Source organism: Roseovarius indicus (genome assembly GCF_008728195.1).
In the GTDB taxonomy this organism is placed as follows: Bacteria; Pseudomonadota; Alphaproteobacteria; order Rhodobacterales; family Rhodobacteraceae; genus Roseovarius; species Roseovarius indicus.
This window is the reverse complement of the sequence record NZ_CP031598.1, coordinates 2250332-2267963: the sequence shown is the minus strand read 5'-3', so window position 1 is coordinate 2267963 and position 17632 is coordinate 2250332. Positions and strand designations below refer to the sequence as shown.

Genomic DNA, 17632 nt, shown 5'->3' with positions numbered 1-17632 from the left:
ACCAACAGTCGCTTACGCGTTTATCAGTTGGTTGACCTGCGCCGTGTAAAGATATGCATTGGCTTGGACAGGAGCATCGATCATGCAACGCAAACATACACCATGGAAAAAAAGTAGAAAATTTGGTGATGTCTACGGTGGTCGAACGCGGCCCAAAATTGCTGACAACATTTTCAACAGATGCCACGATCTGGATGCTCCGGAGGGCGACCGTGATCTCCCCATTCTCTTGCAAGACAACCCATCAAGAGACTTCTACTTTCCAATATCTGCCGTGGAAGCCCAATCCGCCTTGAGAGAGCTTCCAGACTATGACGTATCGGGCATCACGCATATCTGGTGCCGTCGCCTTAGAAAAAAAGAATATGACTCGTGCTCTCAGCCCCTTGCCCAGTTTGTCTGTGGCTCCGGGGTTCGAGCGATCGTTCTTTATCCATGGTCGCGCGACCGAACGCGAACCTTCTCACAAGTCTCGGATCAATCGCTTTTGAACGAGATGCGACGGTTGGATTTTGTTGTTGCCAAGTCGAAAGGCGTTTGGTCCGTTTCCGCCACAGAGAAACAGCTTCGGCTATTCTATATCAACCTTTTGTTCCACGAAGTCGGTCATCATGTCGATTGGTACTATCGACACTTCAGCGCTGCGAACAGAAAGGCCACTGAGGATGCGGCCAATCAGTACGCCAACGAAAAGTCTCAGGAAGCGCTTGGGGCTCTTGATCGAATTCAAGAATTTCGAAGCTGGGATGCCTGAAAGCGGTCATTGATGCAACGCGCAGCATTCGGTGGAATGGGCTCGACGCGGACAGTCATACCGGGTCCGCATAAGATTCAACCCAAAGGGCTACCGGGTCGGCCGGCCCTTTTTACTCTCCCACCGCTTGAAAATGTCCCTGTCACAGGTATCGTGGTCGGCCAATCGGGGAGCGCCCATGACGAAACGAGACCTGCCTGCCGAACTCGCCTCGGTCGCCGAACCGGATGGAGACGCGCGGCTGTCGGCGCCTTCGGCCGAGCGCAATGCGGGGCCGCTCACCGACCTGTTGCGCGACCATGTGCCGGCGGAAGGCCGGGCGCTGGAGATTGCCAGCGGGACCGGGCAGCATGTTCTCGCCTTTGCCCGGGCCTTCCCCGGGATCACGTGGCAGCCGACCGAGATCGCGCCCGAGCGCCGCGCCAGTATCGATGCCTGGGCGGCCACCGAAACGCTGCCGAATATCCGCCCTGCCCGCGCGCTTGACGCCGCCAAGCCCGGCTGGGCCGCGGACCTTGGCGGGCAGGATCTGATCGTGCTGGTGAACCTACTGCACCTGATCAGCACGCCCGAGGCGCAGGGCATCATTGCCGAGACCGGCAAGGCGCTGGCCCCCGGCGGGCGCTTCGTGCTGTACGGACCCTTCCTGCGGAACGGAGAGACCACCTCGGACGGCGATGCGCGGTTTCATGCCAGTCTGCGCGCCGCCGATCCGGACGTCGGCTACAAGGATGACTTCGACATTGTAGACTGGCTTCACGCGGCGGGTCTGACCCTGGTCGAAGTGGTCGAAATGCCCGCCAACAACCTCGCCTTCGTATCCGAACGCGTAACGGAGACCTGACAGATGCGCCGCCTTGCCATGCCGATTCTCGCGCTTGCCCTTCTGGCCGCAGCCGCGCTGCCCGAGATGTCCCGCGCCCAGGAGGCGGTGATTTCGACCCGGTCGGCCGCGTTCGACGATCGCGACCCGGTGGATTTCGGCCGCCACGCGCCGCATCGCTACCCGGTGCACGGCATCGACGTGGCCCGCTACCAGGGCACGATCGACTGGTCGAGGGCGGCGCGGGCCGGTGTGAATTTCGCCTTCATCAAGGCGACCGAGGGCGGCGATATGCTGGACAGTCATTTCGCGCAGAACTGGCACCAGGCGGGGCGCGCGGGCGTGCTGCGCGGGGCCTATCACTTCTACTATTTCTGCACCGATGCGGCGACACAGGCCAAGTGGTTCATCCGCAACGTGCCGCGCCACAAGGGCGCCCTGCCCCCGGTTCTCGACATGGAGTGGAACCACATGTCGCCCACCTGTCAGAAACGGCCCGCGGGCAGCGTCGTGCGCAGCGAGATGAAGATCTTCCTTGACCGGCTGGAACGGCATTACGGGCAGCGCCCGGTGGTGTACACCACCCCGCAATTCTACCGCGACGCGGGGTTGCACCACATGAAGCACGAGGAGTTCTGGCTGCGCTCGGTCGCAAAGACGCTCGACCATGTCTACCCGAAGCAGCGCTGGAGCTTCTGGCAGTATAGCGGCACCGGGATCGTGTCGGGGATCAACGGCGATGTCGACCTCAACGCCTTTGCCGGCTCGCGGCAGAGCTGGGCCAAGTGGGTCAGGCAGCGCCAGCAGTGAGGCGCCTGCGCCTGTGGTGGCGTCGGACGCCTCCGGCGGGAGTATTTCGGGAAAGATGAAAGGCGTGGGTGTGCGGGCCCGCCATGGGTCAGTGGATCGGGGTCAGTCGATCTTCTTGCGGATCTTGCGGACCATGAACCAGACGGCGGCCACGACCGGCAGCGTCGCGATGGCGGTGATCATGCCCTTGCTGACGCCGAAGACATCCGTGAGCGGGTAAAGCAGGTAGCCCGCCAGCGAGACCGCGTAATAGCTGATCGCCACCACCGACAGCCCCTCGACCGTCTTTTGCAGGCGCAGCTGCATGTCGGCGCGCTTGTCCATGCTTTCCAGAAGCGCCTGGTTCTGGGCGCTGCGTTCGACATCGACGCGGGTTCGGAGCAGCTCTCCGGCGCGGCGGGCGCGGTCGGCCATGGCGTCGAGCCGGTCCTTGCTGGACCGCACGGTGCGCATTGCCGGGTCGTAGCGGCGCATCATGAATTCGCCGAAGGTCTGGCGGCCCTGGAAGCGTTCTTCGCGCAGCACGGAAATCCGCTGGCTGACGATGGTCTCGTAGGCCTCGGTCGCGCCGAAGCGGAAGGAGCTTTGCGCCACCATCGCCTCAAGCTCGGCGGAGATGTCGAGAAGGTCCGGCAGGGTCTCTTCCGCCTTCTTTTCGCCCCCGGTCATGTCGCCGATCATGGCGCGCATCCGGTCTTCCAGCTCGCCCATGCGGGGGTTGAGCTCGCGCACGCGGGAGAAGCCCAGCATCGACATCGACTTGTAGGTCTCGATCTCGCAGAGGCGCTGCATGATCCGGCCCACGCGGCGCGGGCCGGTGTCGGGCGAGACGCTGATCAGCAGGCGCTGGTGGCCGGCCGGGTCGATCCGGAAATCGCCGGCGACGACGGCGGCGTCGTCCAGCACCTTGGCCACGGCGACGCTGTCGGGCACGAACCAGTCGGCGATATCGGCGGCCAGCTCGTCGTCGCCCTTCAGGGGGTCGATCCGGATCAGCGCCGAGGTGACGCGCAGCCCCGGCGCCTCGGCCAGCCAATCCTCGGGGAAGACCTCGAAATCGGTGGGGTCGAAGGGGCGTTTGCCCTGCCCCTCGCGGAAGGCCGTGTAGGTGACGAACTCGGTATGACTTTCCCACTTGAGCGTGTGCCGCCCGATCTTGCCCGAGAAATGCGTGGCGCCGGGCTGGGGATGGGCCGCGCCGTGCCGGTCGAGCAGCGCCACGAGATGCGCCATGTCGGCCGCGCGGTCGCGCCCCGCGGCGCCATGCTCCTGCTTGATGGCGAGGTAGACCGCCGTGGCGGGCACGGTGAGCGAGGGAAAGGGGCGCGCGTGCAGCTCGTTCGCGAGGCGATAGCGCAGGGGATGATCGATGATGGGTGGCATCTGGGCCCGTTCGTTGGATTCGCCCCCAAACTACGATGTTACCCCCTTCAAGGGAACAAATTTCTTTTCACCTTCAATAGCTTAGATGAATACAACTGTATGCAGCCCGGATTTCGCCTCCCCCGCAAACGAACGGGGCGCCGGCAAAGCCCCGGCGCCCCGTGCAGATCGCTCATGAAACCGGCTCAGGCCGCTTTCTTCAGCGCCTTCTTGGCTTTCTTCAGCTTGTCTTCCTGGCGCGCGACTTTCTTCTTGCGCGAGGCCACTTCCTGTTTGAGGGCCTTGATCTTGGATTTCTTCGCCATGTGTTTTCCTTTCCTCGTTTCGCGCCGCTGGTATCCGTCTCGCGGCGCATATGCGTTTGCTATACTACGTATATACGGAAATCCACCCCTTCCGCCGAAAAACCGGGCGTCCGGAAAAGAAAAAGGCACGGGGGCGTTGCCGCTCCCGTGCCTGTCATGACGGGTGTGACCGTGATCAGTCGATCAGGCCGATCAGCTTGGTCACGCTCTCTTTCGCGTCGCCGTAGAACATCCGCGTGTTGTCCTTGTAGAAGAGCGGGTTCTCGATGCCGGAATAGCCCGTGCCCTGACCGCGCTTCGAGACGAAGACGTTCTTGGCCTTCCAGACCTCCAGCACCGGCATGCCGGCGATGGGGCTGTTGGGGTCTTCCTGGGCGGCGGGGTTCACGATGTCGTTCGAGCCGATGACGATCACGACGTCCGTTTCCGGGAAGTCGTCGTTGATCTCTTCCATCTCGAGCACGATGTCGTAGGGCACCTTCGCCTCGGCCAGCAGCACGTTCATGTGGCCGGGAAGACGGCCCGCCACGGGGTGGATGCCGAAGCGCACGTTCTTGCCCTTGGCGCGCAGCTTGTTGGTCAGCTCGCTGACCGCCTGCTGCGCCTGCGCCACCGCCATGCCGTAGCCCGGCACGATGATCACGCTGTCGGCCTCGTTGAGGGCCTGTGCCACGCCGTCGGCCTCGATGGCGACCTGTTCGCCCTCGATTTCCGCCGCCGGGCCGCCATCGTTGCCGAAGCCGCCGAGGATCACGCTGATGAACGAGCGGTTCATCGCCTTGCACATGATGTAGCTGAGGATCGCACCGGAGGAGCCCACGAGGGCGCCCACCACGATGAGAAGGTCATTGCCCAGCGAGAAGCCGATAGCAGCGGCTGCCCAGCCTGAGTAGCTGTTCAGCATCGACACAACGACCGGCATGTCGGCGCCGCCGATGCCCATGATCAGGTGATAGCCGATGAAGAGCGCCATCACGGTCATCAGCGCCAGCGGAATGAACCCGCCCGAGCTCAGGTACCAGATCAGGCAGACGACCGAGATGATCGCCGCCCCGGCGTTCAGCACATGCCCGCCCGGCAGCTTCTCTGCCTTGGAGCTGACCTTGCCCGCCAGCTTGCCGAAGGCGATGACCGAGCCGGTGAAGGTGACCGCCCCGATGAAGACGCCGAGGAACAGCTCGACCCGCAGGATGTTGATCTCGACCTGGGTCTTCTTGGCAATGAGCGCGGCGAAGCCCTGCAGGCTGGAATAGGTGTCCGCCTCCATCGCCATGACGCGGCCGATCTCGATATCGGCGTTGAAGCCCACGAAGACCGCGGCGAGACCCACCAGCGAGTGCATGGCGGCGACAAGCTGCGGCATCTCGGTCATCTGGACGCGCTTGGCGACATAGACCCCGATCACGCCACCCGCGGCGACGAGGATCAGCGACAGCAGCCAGAGGCCGGAGCCCGGCCCGATGAGCGTGGCCAGAACCGCGAGGCCCATGCCGACGATGCCGTACCAGACGGCGCGCTTGGCGCTTTCCTGACCCGAGAGCCCCCCCAGCGAGAGGATGAAGAGAACGGCGGCCACGACATAGGCCGCAATGGTAAATCCGAATTCCATTACTCAGGCCTCCTTCAGGACTTCTGGAACATGGCGAGCATGCGCCGGGTGACGAGGAAGCCGCCGAAGATGTTGATCCCGGCCATGAAGACCGAAAGCGCGGCGAGCAATATGACGATGAACGAGCCCGAGCCGATCTGCATCAGCGCGCCGAGGATGATGATCGACGAAATGGCATTCGTGACCGCCATCAGGGGCGTGTGCAGGGAGTGCGAGACGTTCCAGATGACCTGGAAGCCCACGAAGACCGACAGGACGAAGACGATGAAGTGCTGCATGAAGCTGGCCGGCGCATAGAGCCCCGCCAGCAGGACCAGCGCGCCGCCGATGGCGAGCAGCGTGACCTGGTTCTTGGTCTGCTGCTTGAAGGCCGCGACTTCCTGCGCCTTGCGCTCTTCCGGGGTCAGCTCTTTCGCTTTTTCCTTGGGCTTCTGGGCCGCGATGGCCTGCACCTTGGGCGGTGGCGGTGGCCAGGTGATCTCGCCCTTGTGGGTGACAGTCGAGCCGCGGATGACGTCATCCTCCATGTCATGGACCGGCTTGCCGTCCTTCTCGGGCGTCAGGTCGGTCATCATGTGGCGGATGTTGGTGGCGTAGAGCGTCGAGCTTTGCGTCGCCATCCGGCTGGGGAAGTCGGTATAGCCCACGATGGTCACGCCGTTGTCGGTGACGATCTTCTCGTCCGGCTTGGTCAGCTCGCAGTTGCCGCCACGCTCGGCGGCAAGGTCGACGATGACGGAGCCGGGCTTCATCGCCTCGACCATGTCCTTGGTCCAGAGAACCGGCGCGGGCCGGTTGGGGATGAGCGCCGTGGTGATGACGATATCGACCTCGGGCGCCAGCTCGCGGAACTTCTCGAGCTGCTTTTCCTGGAACTCGGGGCTCGAAGGGGCAGCATAGCCGCCGGTGGAGGAGCCGTCCTTCTGCTCTTCCTCGAAGTCGAGATAGACGAACTCGGCCCCCATCGACTCGATCTGCTCGGCCACTTCGGGGCGCACGTCGAAGGCGTAGGTGATGGCGCCGAGCGAGGTGGAGGTGCCGATGGCGGCCAGACCCGCCACACCGGCGCCGACGACCAGAACGCGGGCGGGGGCGACCTTGCCCGCTGCCGTCACCTGGCCGGTCATCAGCCGGGGGAAGTTGTTGGCCGCCTCGATCACCGCGCGGTAGCCCGCGATATTGGCCATCGAGCTGAGCGCGTCCATCTTCTGGGCACGGCTGATCCGCGGCACCATCTCCATCGCGATGACGGTGGCGCCTTTCGACTTGGCGAGCTCCAGCCCCTCTTCGTTGCCGCCGGGGTTGAAGAAGGTGATCAGCGTCTGGTCTTTCCGCAGCCGCTTCAGCTCGGTCTCGGTGGGCACGCGGACCTTGGCCACGATATCCGCCGCCTTCCACAGCGCGGCGGGCGTCTTGATGATCTCGACGCCCGCGGCCTCGTAATCGGCATCCTTGAAGCCGGCATTGTCGCCTGCCCCGGTTTCTATGGCGCAGTCATAGCCCAGCTTCTGTAGCTGCAACGCCGAGTCCGGCGTCATCGCGACCCGGTTCTCGCCCTTCAGAACTTCCTTTGGCGTTCCGATCTTCAATGTCTCATTCCCCTTGCTGTCAAAGGCACGCTGTGAATTGCGGCATTACTTGTTTTTCATGTTGTCCATGGCCTGCGCCACCTGCCCGCTCAGGCGGTCGAACGCCTCCTGGTTGGCGGACTGCGCGGCTTCGGCCATTTCGCGCATCAGGTTGAAGGCGGTCTCGGCCGCCTCGGCATAGACCTTGGAATTCTTCGCGGCCGCATCGGGGCTGACCGGGCTTTCGGTCTTCTTCGCCACGTCCTGCGCCGCAGAGGTCATGCGGTTGAAGATATCCATCTGCTTTTCCAGCATGTCCTGGTAGGTGGCGGCGGCGGCCTTGTTGGCCTCGACCATCGCCTCGAACGAGGCCTGGTTCTTCTTGATGATGGAATTCATGTCCATGTCGGCAGACTGCATCGCCGGCATCTGCGCGAAGACCTTCTGCGGGTCGAACATCTGGGCCACGCGCTCGGGGTCGAACATCTTGAACGACTCCTGGAACATCTCGGAAAATCCGAACGGATCCATCGTGGATTGGGTCTGCTTGCCGGTTTTCTTGTTGTCGGCCATGGCTCATCTCCCTGTTCGCTGATGCGCGCCAGTTCCTCCCGCGCGCGTGACGGTTTTATTCGTCCAACGGTCGTTATTTCACAATACCGGGAAGGATGCGACTCCCTGAATGGCCCAATTTTCAGACCCAACGCCGCGTTTTTTGGCAATAGCGGGCGAATTCGGCCCGAAACTTGCGGCGGAGGCGGTCTTCTTCCGGAATCACGAAGCGGTTTTCAAGCACCCAGAGCAGGATCGGAACGAGCGGAAGCGACAGGACCGCGTCCCATCGCAGGATCAGCCCTGCGAGGATCAGGACGTCGGCCAGGTAGATCGGGTTGCGGCTGCGGCGGAAGATGCCGGTCTGGATCAGGCGGTCGGCTTCCTGGTGCGGGATGACCGTGGTCTTGTGGCGGCGGAACTCGGCAAAGGCCAGCGCGACCAGCACCAGCCCGCCGCCAACCAGCAGGCCGCCCGCGAAATCGGCCCAGGCGCCGCCGAAGCCAAGCCCCATGGGGTGATAGGCGCTCTGCCACCAGGCAATCGCGGCGAAGGCGGCCAGCCAGACGGGCGGTATGTCGATCCATTTCTGCATTGCGATTCCAAACTATGAAGCCGCGCGCCAGACTGTCCATGCGGCATAGTCGGCGCAAGCGGCTTGTTCCCCCCGATATGTCCTATAGGGTGCGCCGCAACAGGAAAAGGAGACCAGGATGCTGGAAGGGAAACACGCAATCGTCACCGGGGGCGGCACGGGCATCGGGCTGGCCATCGCCCGGTCGCTGGCCGATCAGGGCGCGGAGGTGACGATCACCGGCCGCCGCCGCGAGGTGCTGGAAGAGGCCGCGGGCGACACGCTGCACCCGCTGGTGATGGATGTGACCGACGAAGCCTCGGTTTGCGACGGCATCGCACAGGCGGTCGAGGCGCGCGGGCCCATCCAGATCTGCGTGCCCAATGCCGGCGTCGCCGAAGGTCGCGCGCTGCACAAGACCGACACCGAGTTCTGGCGCTGGGTCATGGCCACCAACCTCGACGGCGCGTTCTGGACGATCCGGGAATCGCTGTCGTCGATGCGCAATGCCGACTGGGGCCGGGTCATCGCCGTCTCCTCCATCGCCGGCATCCGCGGGCTGAAGGGCGCATCGGCCTATACCGCGTCGAAACACGGGCTGATCGGCCTGATCCGCAGCCTCAGCGAGGATTACCTCGGCAAGCCGATCACCTTCAACGCGCTCTGCCCCGGTTACACCGATACCGACATCATCAGCCGCAACGTCAGCAGCATCAGCGACCGCGCGGGGATCAGCCAGGAGGATGCGCTCAACATGATGGTGCATGTGAACCGCCACCGCCGCCTGATCGAACCCGAGGAGGTTTCGGCCGCGGTCACATGGCTGTGCGGGCCGGGGTCGCAAAGCATCAACGGTCAGACCATCGAGATCATGGGCGGCCAGTGCTGAGGCCATGACGCGGGAGGAGTTCAACGCCTTCTGCGCCACGCTCACCGGCACGCATCACGTGGTGCAGTGGGGCGATGCGGATGTCTGGAAGGTGGGCACGAAGGTGTTTGCCATCTGCGGCTGGAACGAGGGGCGCGACGCTTTCACCTTCAAGGCGTCGGAGCTGGCCTACGAGGTGTTGCAGGACCAGCCGGGCATCCGCCCTGCCCCCTACCTTGCCTCGCGCGGGCTGAAATGGCTGCAGGTCCACGCGGCGAAGGGGATGTCGGATGACAGCCTGCGCGAACATATCGTGGCGTCGTATGAGATGGTGGCCCGCAACCTTACCAAGAAGGCGCGGGCCGAGCTGGGGATCGTGCTCGACTGATCGTCTGCTTCAGGACAGATCTTCCCATTCGAATTGGGGATCCCCATCGCAGTGGTCCCTGTGATGTCGAAAGGCCGCCGCGGCGATCTCCAGCATGTTGTCCATCTGATGAACGACGACATCGTAATTCTTGCTGCCTCGCCGCGCGCAGTTCAGGTACCCCTCCTCCCGGTCCGTGAGGATACTATCGTAGATTTCGTCCCGGAGGTCCTCGAGGGTCGGCCTGAGGTGTCGGCGATACACGGTCAGCCCATCTACGATCTTGTCGCAGTCCGTGGTGATATGCAGGGTTCCCGCGGGCAGGTTTTCGGATCGAACGTCCTGACCGATAATGGGTTTCAGGAAATCCCGCGAGTATCTCTGGGCGCGATCGTAAAGCTCGGCCTGCAAACTGAAATAGCAGTTCTCGGCGGCCGAGAGGTTGGGGGCCAGCGCCAGAATGGCGGCGCAGAGGGGTTTCGTGAAATACGGTTTCATACCAATTACCTTTCTTTGAAAAAATGACTTTCGGCACATGAGACCGGCGGGCAGATGCCGCCGGCCCCGTGCATGTAATCCTTTGAGTTTTCAACGATTCTGTCCGGCGATCAAGGGCGGCGGGCAAATTTACCGCGCCGCGGCCTCAGCCCACCCGGCCCATCCGCACCTGCCCGTCATGCAGGAAACAGGCCTTGTCGAAGAGCCCCGGATCGAACGGGTTGGGCATGCGGATATCCATGATCCCGGGCAGTTGGCCCCTGGCCGGGTCGAAGGCCCGGTCGACCTGCGAGATCATGGCGAGGATGGCGCCCGCCGCCCTGGCATGGGCCTTCAGCGCCGCCAGTTGATCGGCGAGCGGCGGGGTCTCGCGCCGCTGGTCGAGGATCTGGAGGTAGTCGATCACCGCCAGCGCCGGCGTGTCGAGCCGCGTCAGCCGGTCGGTGATGTAGGCCGCGCAGATCTCGTCGGAGGTGTCGACGACGATCTCGCCCTGCCCCGGCAGGCGGGCCAGGTGCTCGTCGACGTCGCGACGGGTGTAGTCGAGTGTGAAGAACACGCCCTTGCGGCCCAAAGACCCGGCGCCAAGCGCCAGTTCGAGGCCCAGCAGGGTCTTCCCCTGCCCCGGCCGGGCCGCGACGAGCAGCATGTCGCCCGGTTCCAGCTGGCGCAGCACGCTGTCCGCCGGGCCGGGCTGTGCTGCCGAGGCCAAGTGGCTCCAGGACTTGAAGCCCTGCTCCGTGGCAATCCGGTCGAGCGCGGCGTGAAGGGCGATGCCCTCGTCGCGCGCCAGACGTTTCGCCTGACGTTTCAGTTTGTAGATGGGGGCTGACAGCCTCATTCCGATACCTCCGCAACCGGGCCAGACACGCAACCCCTCCTCATGCGCGGCCCCGGCAAGTGCGGGTTGGATGCGGAAAATGGCCCTGCATGTGCAATGCTGCCCCGGATCGGAGGGAGGAGGCGCGGGCCGCGCCTGAGAACAGCCTAGCCGTGCGGGGGCCTCGCCCGCAAGTCCAACGTCACCGGTCGGGAAAAATCAGGCCGAGCGCCGCACCGGCGCCGACCGCCCTGCCGCCCAGTCGCGCGCGGCCTGCCCGAACGCGCCGAAGAGCGCGCGGCTGACCGGGTCTGCGGCGGCGTTGTACTCGGGGTGCCACTGCACCGACAGGGTGAAGCCCCGCGCGCCCTCGACATAGATCGCCTCGGGCGTGCCGTCGGGGGCGTAGCCGTCGATCACCACGCCGCGGCCCGGGTCGATGATGCCCTGCCCGTGAAGGGTGTTGGTCATCACCTCGGCCTCGCCCAGCAGGCGGTGGAAGACCCCGCCCTCGGTGAACTTCACCGAATGGCGCAGGGCGAATTTCTCTTCGATGGTGCCGTCGGGGGGCATGCGGTGGTTCTCGCGCCCCGGAAGGTCACGGATCTCGGGGTGCAACGTGCCGCCCAGCGCCACGTTCACCTCCTGGAAGCCGCGGCAGACGCCGAAGATCGGCTGCCCGCGTTCGACACAGGCCCGCACCAGCGGCAGCGAGATCGCGTCGCGCGACCGGTCGAAGGTGCCATGTGCCTCGGTCGGCTCGTGGCCGTATTCCTCTGGGTGGACGTTGGGCCGCCCGCCGGTCAGCAGGAAGCCATCGCAGGCCTCGAGCAGTTCGTCGACCGACATGAAGCGCGGATCGGTGGGCACGATCATCGGGATGCAGTCGGCCACCTGCGCGACCGCGTCCGAGTTCATCTGGCCGCCGGCATGAACCGGGTAGCTGCCGTCGATAAGATAACTGTTGCCGATGATGCCGATGATCGGGCGGGTCATGCTGATCCTCTGTCCGTTCGAGCCTGTGACTCTGGATATAATCCAACAGATGATATGGAAACAGCTATTCCCGCACAACCGGACGCGCGCTTATGCAGAATCGCGCGGGATGACCACGAAAGAGGCAGGTCCCGCCGCCGCGCCTCAGGCCCCGTCGCTCTGTTCCTCGGCGCCGGTCCGCCCGTCGATCTGCGAGGCGCCGTTGCCCGGTTCATTGCCCTGGTAGGAGACCCAAAGGGCGAGCGCGCCCAACAACACGATGGCAAAGCCAACGGCGATGGCGATGCCGACAAGCGGGCCCTTGTGACGGCGTTTCGCTGTTTCGAGATCGGGTTCGGGTGCAGACACGGTGTCCTTCCTCTCAATGCTGAATGCGAAAATCGCGGGGCAGTGCCATTGCAGCCCCCTGCTTGGGGAAATAACGTGCGCCCAACCCCAAATGTTCCGCCAGCGGAGGCCACGATGAAGGACGCATCCCCCCAGACGATCTACCTGAAGGACTATACGCCCTTCGGCTTTCGCATCGACGAGGTCGCGCTGACCTTCCGGCTTGATCCGTCTGCCACGCGGGTGATCTCGCGCATTGCCTTCCGGCCCAATCCGGAGGCGCAAGACCGCCGCTTTTTCCTGCATGGCGAGAAGCTCAAGCTGATCTCGGCCAGTATCGACGGCCAGCCCGTCGCCCCCGACGTGACCGACGAGGGCCTGACCTGCGAGGTGCCCGACACCCCCTTCGTCTGGGAGGCCGAGGTCGAGATCGACCCCCAGGCCAACACCGCGCTCGAGGGGCTTTACATGTCGAACGGCATGTACTGCACCCAATGCGAGGCCGAGGGCTTCCGCAAGATCACCTATTATCCCGACCGCCCCGACGTGCTGGCCCCCTTCGACGTGCGGATCGAGGGGGAGGAAAAGGTGCTGCTGTCGAACGGCAACCCCGGCGCGCAGGGCGACGGCTTTGCCGAATGGCACGACCCGTGGCCCAAGCCCGCCTATCTCTTTGCCTTGGTGGCCGGTGACCTGGTGAACCATCCGGGCCACTTCACCACGCGGTCGGGCAAGCCCGTCGAGCTCAACGTCTGGGTCCGCCCCGGCGACGAGAACAAATGCGCCTTCGCCATGGAGAGCCTGATCAAGTCGATGAAGTGGGACGAGGAGGTCTATGGCCGGGAATACGACCTCGACATCTTCAACATCGTTGCGGTCGACGATTTCAACATGGGCGCGATGGAGAACAAGGGGCTGAACATCTTCAACTCGGCCGCCGTTCTGGCCAACCCGGCCACCTCGACCGACATGAATTTCGAACGGATCGAGGCGATCATCGCGCATGAGTATTTCCACAACTGGACGGGCAACCGCATCACCTGCCGCGACTGGTTCCAGCTGTGCCTGAAGGAGGGCCTGACCGTCTTCCGCGACAGCGAGTTCACCGCCGACATGCGCTCGGCCGCGGTCAAGCGGATTTCCGACGTGATCGCCCTGCGCGCCCGGCAGTTCCGCGAGGATAACGGCCCGCTGGCGCACCCGGTGCGGCCCGAAAGCTTTGTCGAGATCAACAACTTCTACACCGCCACGGTCTATGAAAAGGGCGCCGAGCTGATCGGGATGCTCAAGACGCTGGTGGGGGACGAGGGGTATGCCAAGGCGCTCGACCTCTATTTCGAGCGCCATGACGGCGATGCCGCCACGATCGAGGACTGGCTTGCCGTCTTCGAGGAGGCGACGGGGCGCGATCTCACGCAGTTCATGCGCTGGTACACCGATGCGGGCACGCCGCGCCTGAAAGTCACCGACGACTATGCAGACGGCACCTATACGCTACATTTCGAGCAGTCGACGCCGCCCACGCCGGGCCAGACCGACAAGCCGCCGCGGGTCATTCCCATCGCCGTGGGGCTGCTGGGCCCCAATGGCGACGAGGTACTTGAAACGCAGGTGCTGGAAATGACGGAGACCAAGCAGAGCTTCAGCTTCGAGGGGCTCGGCGCCAAGCCGGTGCCATCGGTCCTGCGCGGCTTCTCGGCCCCGGTGATCGTCGAGCGCGAGACCGACAATGCCGAGCGCGCCTTCCTGCTGGCCCATGACACCGACCCGTTCAACAAGTGGGAAGCGGGCCGCGACCTGGCGCGCGATGGGTTGCTGGCGATGCTACGCGACGGGGCCCAGCCCGACGACCTCTATCTCGACGCGGTGCAGGCCATGCTGCGCGATGACAGCCTCGACCCGGCCTTCCGCTGGCTGGCGCTTGGGCTGCCCTCGCAGGACGACCTGGCCCAGGCGCTTTACGATGGCGGCACCACCCCCGACCCGCAGGCGATCTGGGAGGCGCTGGAAACCCTCAAGCACGCCCGCGCCGAGGCGATGCAGGACCTCGCGCCGAAGCTTTACGCGCAATACCAGGTGACCGAGCCCTACCAGCCCAATGCCGAACAATCGGGCGCGCGGGCGCTGGCCAACGGGGCGCTCGGGCTCATCACCCGGCTCGATGGCGGCGCACAGGCGCAGGCCCAGTATGACGCCGCCGACAACATGACCCAGCAGCTCGCCGCCTTCTCCTGCCTGTTGCAGGCGGGCAAGGGCGACGCGGCGACGCAGGCCTTCTATGACCAGTGGCGGCATGACCGGCTGGTCATCGACAAGTGGTTCTCCCTCCAGGTCGTCAACGCCGCCCCCGAAGACGCGGCGGACGTGGCCGAACGGCTGACCGGGCACCCCGATTTCAGCATGAAGAACCCGAACCGTTTCCGCGCCACGCTTGGCGCGCTGGCGATGAACGCGGTGGGCTTCCACCATGCGTCGGGGAAAGGCTACCGGGTGCTGGCGGACTGGCTGATCAAGCTCGACCCGCTCAACCCGCAGACCACGGCGCGCATGTGCTCGGCCTTCGAGACGTGGAGGCGCTACGATGCCGACCGGCAGGCGAAGATCGCCGCCGAACTGGACCGCATCCTCGCGGTCGAGGGGCTCAGCCGCGACACCACGGAGATGGTCAGCCGCATCCGCGGGGCGTGAGCGAAAAATCATGCCGCCCCTGTCACAAACCGGGGCGGCAGATCGTCATGCAGGCAGACCCAACCTTGAAAGGAGTTGCCCCATGACACCCCGACTGAATTTCCATACCGCCTCGCCCGAGGCCGCCAAGGCGATGCTGGCGCTGGAGGAGGCAAGCCGCAGCCTGTCGATCCCGCTGGCGCTGCGCGAGCTGGTCAAGATGCGCGTGTCGCAGATCAACGGCTGCGCCTATTGTCTCGACATGCACGCGCCCGACGCCCGCAAGGCCGGGATCACCCAGCAACAGCTCGACGTGCTGGCGGCATGGCGCGAAAGCCCGGCCTTCTCGCGACGCGAACGGGCCGCGCTGGCCTGGGCCGAGGCGCTGACCCGGCTCGAGGCGACCGCCGCGCCGGAGCGTGATTACGCCGCGCTGGCCGCCGAGTTCAGCGAAACCGAACAGGCCGACCTGACCCTTGTCATCAACGTGATCAACGCGTGGAACCGGTTCGCCGTGGGGTTCCGCTCGGTCCACCCGGCACGAGAGGACCGCGATGCCGCCTGACCGGCCGCTGACCGTCTTCGAGGGCGAGCGCCGCCGTCTGGCGGGGCTCGCCTATCGCATGACCGGATCGGTCGCCGAAACCGAGGACATCCTGCAACAGGCCTGGCTGCGCCTTGCCGCGCAGGATTTCGACACGCTGGACAGCCCCGCGCGCTGGCTGACCACGGTCGTCAGCCGCCTCTGTCTCGACCACCTGAAATCGGCCCGCCGCCAGCGCGAGAGCTACGTGGGCGCGTGGCTGCCCGAGCCGCTGCTGGAAAGCCCGGATCCGACGCCCGAGCAGCAATGGATGGTGACCGAGGATGTGAGCATCGCGCTGATCCTGCTGCTGGAGACATTATCGCCCGAGATGCGCGCGGCCTTCCTGCTGCGCGATGCGTTCGACTACGGGTTCGAGGAGATCGCGCAGGTGGTGGGGCGCACCCCCGCGACCTGTCGGCAACTGGTGTCGCGTGCCCGCAAGCGGCTGGCCGGGGCCGAGCCGCCGGCGGCGCCCTCGCTCGACGCCGCCCGCCCGATCATCGCGGCCTTCTGGGAAGCCAGCCGCCAGGGCGACATGCAGCGGCTGCTGGATCTCTTCGCCGAGGATATCGAGGTGCATACCGATGGCGGCGGCAAGGTACCGGCGGCGATCAACGTGCTTTCGGGGCGGCGGCGCGCGGCGGGGCTCTTTGCCGGGCTTGCCCGCAAGAACCTTCTGCCTGTGGCCCCTTGCCCGCCGCTTCGTCGCATAAACGGCGCGCCGGGCTTCCTCTCGGTCGATGCGGCCGGTGTGCTGCAGACCACGGCCGTCAGCATCCGCGACGGCCGCATCGCCGCGCTCTGGATCGTGCGAAACCCCGAGAAGCTGCGCCACCTGCCGAGGGAGCACGCCTAGGCGCGACCTTCGGTCAGGGCGAGACGATCTCCAGTTGCCCGGGCCGGATGATGTCCAGTTCAAGCGCCTCTTCACGCGCCTTGGGCTCGACGATCTCGATATCGAGATCATCAGGAGAGGCGGCCTGGCCGTCCTGTCTTGTCACGATCTCGATCTCAAGCTCCTCCGACGCGGCCCGCTCGCCTTCCACCGGCGTGACGATCTCCAACTCGAGCTCTTTCGACGAAGCGCTATCTCCCTCTTCCGGCGTCACGATCTCCATTTCGAGCTCTTCCGGCGAGGCCGTCTCGCCCTCCGCGGGCATGACGATCTCGATCTGCGGTTCCACGGGCACCTCAACCTCGCTGCCTTCAGACCGCACGATATCGACCTCGGGCGCCTTCTGCGTCACGATCTCGATCTCGAAATCGCCGGGCGGCCGCACCTTCGGCCGAACCTGTGCCACGCCCCCCGTGCCGACCCAGGCCACCGGCCGCGCCCGGGGCCGGACGCTCGACAGCGGCGTGCAGTATTTCTGCGCCTTGGTCCAGGCCATCATCTCGTGCCGTTTCGACCGGCTCACCAGCGGGCCCCAATCCGCCGCCACCCCGCGCATCCCGCGCGAGACCACGCCGTCGCGCCGCACCGTGCGGGTCATGATCCGGATCGCGCAGGACAGGTTCGCCGGCCCATCGAGAAGCGCCCGGCCCGAGCGTGCCCGACAGCCATAGCCCCGCGCCGTCGCCGGCAGGATCTGCAACAGCCCGAACCAGCGCCCGCCGCCGCCCACGGCATGCGGCCGATGGGTGCTTTCGTACTTGGCCAGCGCCGACAGGAACCCCACCCAGAAGGCGCGGCGCTTTTCCGCCGAAGCCGTCGGATAGGCCGGGCACCAGTCGCCGATATCGCGCGGCACCATGTCGACCAGCCCCGCGCCGTGCTGCTTGAGCGCCGACAGGGCGGAGCGCGTCCAGAGGTCGGATTCGGCCCGGTGCGCCCATCGGACATGGGGAATCTGGGCAGTGCGCGCAGGTGGAAATACACTGCCAGACGGGTCGTCCTTTTCCTGCGACAGCAGGGTAGATGGATAAAATAATATGGAAAGACAAAGTATTAGTCTGTTCATCCCCCCGACTTCCCTTCCTTCGTCGTCCTCTGGCCCACATGCGCTGGCCGCATGTTTTCCCTGCCATCTCCCTCGACTTGCCCAATTTTGGGCTGAATACGCTGTCACAAGCGAAAGCGAATTCCATCTGAACGGGCCAAGTATGTTGAAATCGAGCAATCAGT

At 64.9% G+C, this 17632-nt stretch carries 18 protein-coding genes; 8 read left to right on the top strand and 10 right to left on the bottom strand.

From position 1 onward, the window contains the following. Positions 1 to 82: 82 nt before the first annotated feature. The 3 genes from RIdsm_RS10545 to RIdsm_RS10535 all read left to right on the top strand — a co-directional run bounded on the left by RIdsm_RS10545 (position 83) and on the right by RIdsm_RS10535 (position 2387). Positions 83 to 754, top strand: a complete 672-nt coding sequence (locus RIdsm_RS10545; protein WP_074940087.1) for a hypothetical protein — start codon at positions 83 to 85, stop codon at positions 752 to 754. Between the two features lie 178 nt (positions 755 to 932). Then, a complete protein-coding gene (locus tag RIdsm_RS10540; protein WP_057813376.1) occupies positions 933 to 1598 on the top strand; it encodes a DUF938 domain-containing protein in 666 nt (221 codons plus the stop codon). A 3-nt stretch (positions 1599 to 1601) separates the two neighbouring features. Continuing rightward, positions 1602 to 2387, top strand: coding sequence for a glycoside hydrolase family 25 protein (locus RIdsm_RS10535; protein WP_057813378.1), 786 nt, complete (start codon positions 1602 to 1604; stop codon positions 2385 to 2387). A 102-nt stretch (positions 2388 to 2489) separates the two neighbouring features. On the opposite strand, the gene RIdsm_RS10530 is transcribed toward RIdsm_RS10535, so the two are convergent. From RIdsm_RS10530 to RIdsm_RS10510, 5 genes are all read right to left on the bottom strand, one after another. Next, a complete protein-coding gene (locus RIdsm_RS10530; RefSeq protein ID WP_057813380.1) occupies positions 2490 to 3770 on the bottom strand; it encodes a DUF3422 family protein in 1281 nt (426 codons plus the stop codon). A gap of 480 nt (positions 3771 to 4250) precedes the next feature. Further along, positions 4251 to 5684, bottom strand: coding sequence for an NAD(P)(+) transhydrogenase (Re/Si-specific) subunit beta (locus RIdsm_RS10525; protein ID WP_057813382.1), 1434 nt, complete (start codon positions 5682 to 5684; stop codon positions 4251 to 4253). Positions 5685 to 5698: 14 nt separating this feature from the next. Then, positions 5699 to 7273: a Re/Si-specific NAD(P)(+) transhydrogenase subunit alpha gene (locus RIdsm_RS10520; RefSeq protein WP_057813384.1), complete on the bottom strand. Its 1575-nt coding sequence runs from the start codon at positions 7271 to 7273 to the stop codon at positions 5699 to 5701. Between the two features lie 45 nt (positions 7274 to 7318). Further along, entirely contained in the window at positions 7319 to 7825 is a 507-nt protein-coding gene (locus tag RIdsm_RS10515; RefSeq protein WP_057813386.1) for a phasin family protein, read from the bottom strand. A 121-nt stretch (positions 7826 to 7946) separates the two neighbouring features. Then, positions 7947 to 8399 carry a methyltransferase family protein gene (locus RIdsm_RS10510; protein WP_057813388.1) on the bottom strand — a complete coding sequence of 151 codons (453 nt, stop codon included), beginning with the start codon at positions 8397 to 8399 and terminating at the stop codon, positions 7947 to 7949. A 118-nt stretch (positions 8400 to 8517) separates the two neighbouring features. Here RIdsm_RS10510 and RIdsm_RS10505 point away from each other — a divergent pair, with 118 nt between their 5' ends. Beyond that, positions 8518 to 9267, top strand: a complete 750-nt coding sequence (locus RIdsm_RS10505) for an SDR family NAD(P)-dependent oxidoreductase (protein WP_057813389.1) — start codon at positions 8518 to 8520, stop codon at positions 9265 to 9267. Positions 9268 to 9271: 4 nt separating this feature from the next. Then, on the top strand, positions 9272 to 9634 hold the full coding sequence (locus tag RIdsm_RS10500) for an MmcQ/YjbR family DNA-binding protein (protein WP_057813391.1): 363 nt from the start codon (positions 9272 to 9274) through the stop codon (positions 9632 to 9634). 9 nt (positions 9635 to 9643) lie between these two features. On the opposite strand, the gene RIdsm_RS10495 is transcribed toward RIdsm_RS10500, so the two are convergent. From RIdsm_RS10495 to RIdsm_RS10480, 4 genes are all read right to left on the bottom strand, one after another. Beyond that, complete coding sequence (locus tag RIdsm_RS10495; RefSeq protein ID WP_057813394.1) at positions 9644 to 10111, bottom strand: hypothetical protein; 468 nt, start codon at positions 10109 to 10111, stop codon at positions 9644 to 9646. Between the two features lie 145 nt (positions 10112 to 10256). Further along, the gene (locus RIdsm_RS10490; protein ID WP_057813395.1) at positions 10257 to 10952 is read right to left on the bottom strand and encodes a DNA helicase; all 696 of its coding nucleotides are present in this window, start codon (positions 10950 to 10952) and stop codon (positions 10257 to 10259) included. Between the two features lie 198 nt (positions 10953 to 11150). Beyond that, positions 11151 to 11927: a gamma-glutamyl-gamma-aminobutyrate hydrolase family protein gene (locus tag RIdsm_RS10485; RefSeq protein WP_082647260.1), complete on the bottom strand. Its 777-nt coding sequence runs from the start codon at positions 11925 to 11927 to the stop codon at positions 11151 to 11153. Positions 11928 to 12071: 144 nt separating this feature from the next. Then, entirely contained in the window at positions 12072 to 12275 is a 204-nt protein-coding gene (locus tag RIdsm_RS10480; protein ID WP_057813397.1) for a hypothetical protein, read from the bottom strand. Positions 12276 to 12389: 114 nt separating this feature from the next. Between RIdsm_RS10480 and pepN the strand changes: the two genes are divergently transcribed. The 3 genes from pepN to sigJ all read left to right on the top strand — a co-directional run bounded on the left by pepN (position 12390) and on the right by sigJ (position 16363). Next, the gene (gene pepN / locus RIdsm_RS10475; RefSeq protein WP_057813399.1) at positions 12390 to 14942 is read left to right on the top strand and encodes an aminopeptidase N; all 2553 of its coding nucleotides are present in this window, start codon (positions 12390 to 12392) and stop codon (positions 14940 to 14942) included. 82 nt (positions 14943 to 15024) lie between these two features. Further along, a complete protein-coding gene (locus RIdsm_RS10470; RefSeq protein WP_057813401.1) occupies positions 15025 to 15486 on the top strand; it encodes a carboxymuconolactone decarboxylase family protein in 462 nt (153 codons plus the stop codon). Beyond that, the gene (gene sigJ, locus RIdsm_RS10465) at positions 15476 to 16363 is read left to right on the top strand and encodes an RNA polymerase sigma factor SigJ (protein WP_057813403.1); all 888 of its coding nucleotides are present in this window, start codon (positions 15476 to 15478) and stop codon (positions 16361 to 16363) included. Before RIdsm_RS10470 ends, sigJ begins: the two co-directional genes overlap by 11 nt. A gap of 13 nt (positions 16364 to 16376) precedes the next feature. Here the strand turns inward: sigJ and RIdsm_RS30855 are convergent, their stop codons facing one another. Further along, positions 16377 to 17468, bottom strand: a complete 1092-nt coding sequence (locus RIdsm_RS30855; protein WP_082647261.1) for a lytic transglycosylase domain-containing protein — start codon at positions 17466 to 17468, stop codon at positions 16377 to 16379. Between the last annotated feature and the right edge of the window lie 164 nt (positions 17469 to 17632).

Bases quoted from the DNA above. Each gene is read 5' to 3' on its own strand.
- RIdsm_RS10505 (WP_057813389.1), top strand. From the start codon at position 8,518: ATGCTGGAAGGGAAACACGCAATCGTCACCGGGGGCGGCACGGGCATC.
- RIdsm_RS10495 (WP_057813394.1), bottom strand. From the start codon at position 10,111: ATGAAACCGTATTTCACGAAACCCCTCTGCGCCGCCATTCTGGCGCTG.
- RIdsm_RS10525 (WP_057813382.1), bottom strand. From the start codon at position 5,684: ATGGAATTCGGATTTACCATTGCGGCCTATGTCGTGGCCGCCGTTCTC.
- RIdsm_RS10515 (WP_057813386.1), bottom strand. From the start codon at position 7,825: ATGGCCGACAACAAGAAAACCGGCAAGCAGACCCAATCCACGATGGAT.
- RIdsm_RS10510 (WP_057813388.1), bottom strand. From the start codon at position 8,399: ATGCAGAAATGGATCGACATACCGCCCGTCTGGCTGGCCGCCTTCGCC.
- RIdsm_RS10540 (WP_057813376.1), top strand. From the start codon at position 933: ATGACGAAACGAGACCTGCCTGCCGAACTCGCCTCGGTCGCCGAACCG.
- RIdsm_RS10500 (WP_057813391.1), top strand. From the start codon at position 9,272: ATGACGCGGGAGGAGTTCAACGCCTTCTGCGCCACGCTCACCGGCACG.
- RIdsm_RS10485 (WP_082647260.1), bottom strand. From the start codon at position 11,927: ATGACCCGCCCGATCATCGGCATCATCGGCAACAGTTATCTTATCGAC.
- RIdsm_RS10470 (WP_057813401.1), top strand. From the start codon at position 15,025: ATGACACCCCGACTGAATTTCCATACCGCCTCGCCCGAGGCCGCCAAG.
- sigJ (WP_057813403.1), top strand. From the start codon at position 15,476: ATGCCGCCTGACCGGCCGCTGACCGTCTTCGAGGGCGAGCGCCGCCGT.
- RIdsm_RS10490 (WP_057813395.1), bottom strand. From the start codon at position 10,952: ATGAGGCTGTCAGCCCCCATCTACAAACTGAAACGTCAGGCGAAACGT.
- RIdsm_RS10535 (WP_057813378.1), top strand. From the start codon at position 1,602: ATGCGCCGCCTTGCCATGCCGATTCTCGCGCTTGCCCTTCTGGCCGCA.
- pepN (WP_057813399.1), top strand. From the start codon at position 12,390: ATGAAGGACGCATCCCCCCAGACGATCTACCTGAAGGACTATACGCCC.
- RIdsm_RS30855 (WP_082647261.1), bottom strand. From the start codon at position 17,468: ATGAACAGACTAATACTTTGTCTTTCCATATTATTTTATCCATCTACC.
- RIdsm_RS10530 (WP_057813380.1), bottom strand. From the start codon at position 3,770: ATGCCACCCATCATCGATCATCCCCTGCGCTATCGCCTCGCGAACGAG.
- RIdsm_RS10545 (WP_074940087.1), top strand. From the start codon at position 83: ATGCAACGCAAACATACACCATGGAAAAAAAGTAGAAAATTTGGTGAT.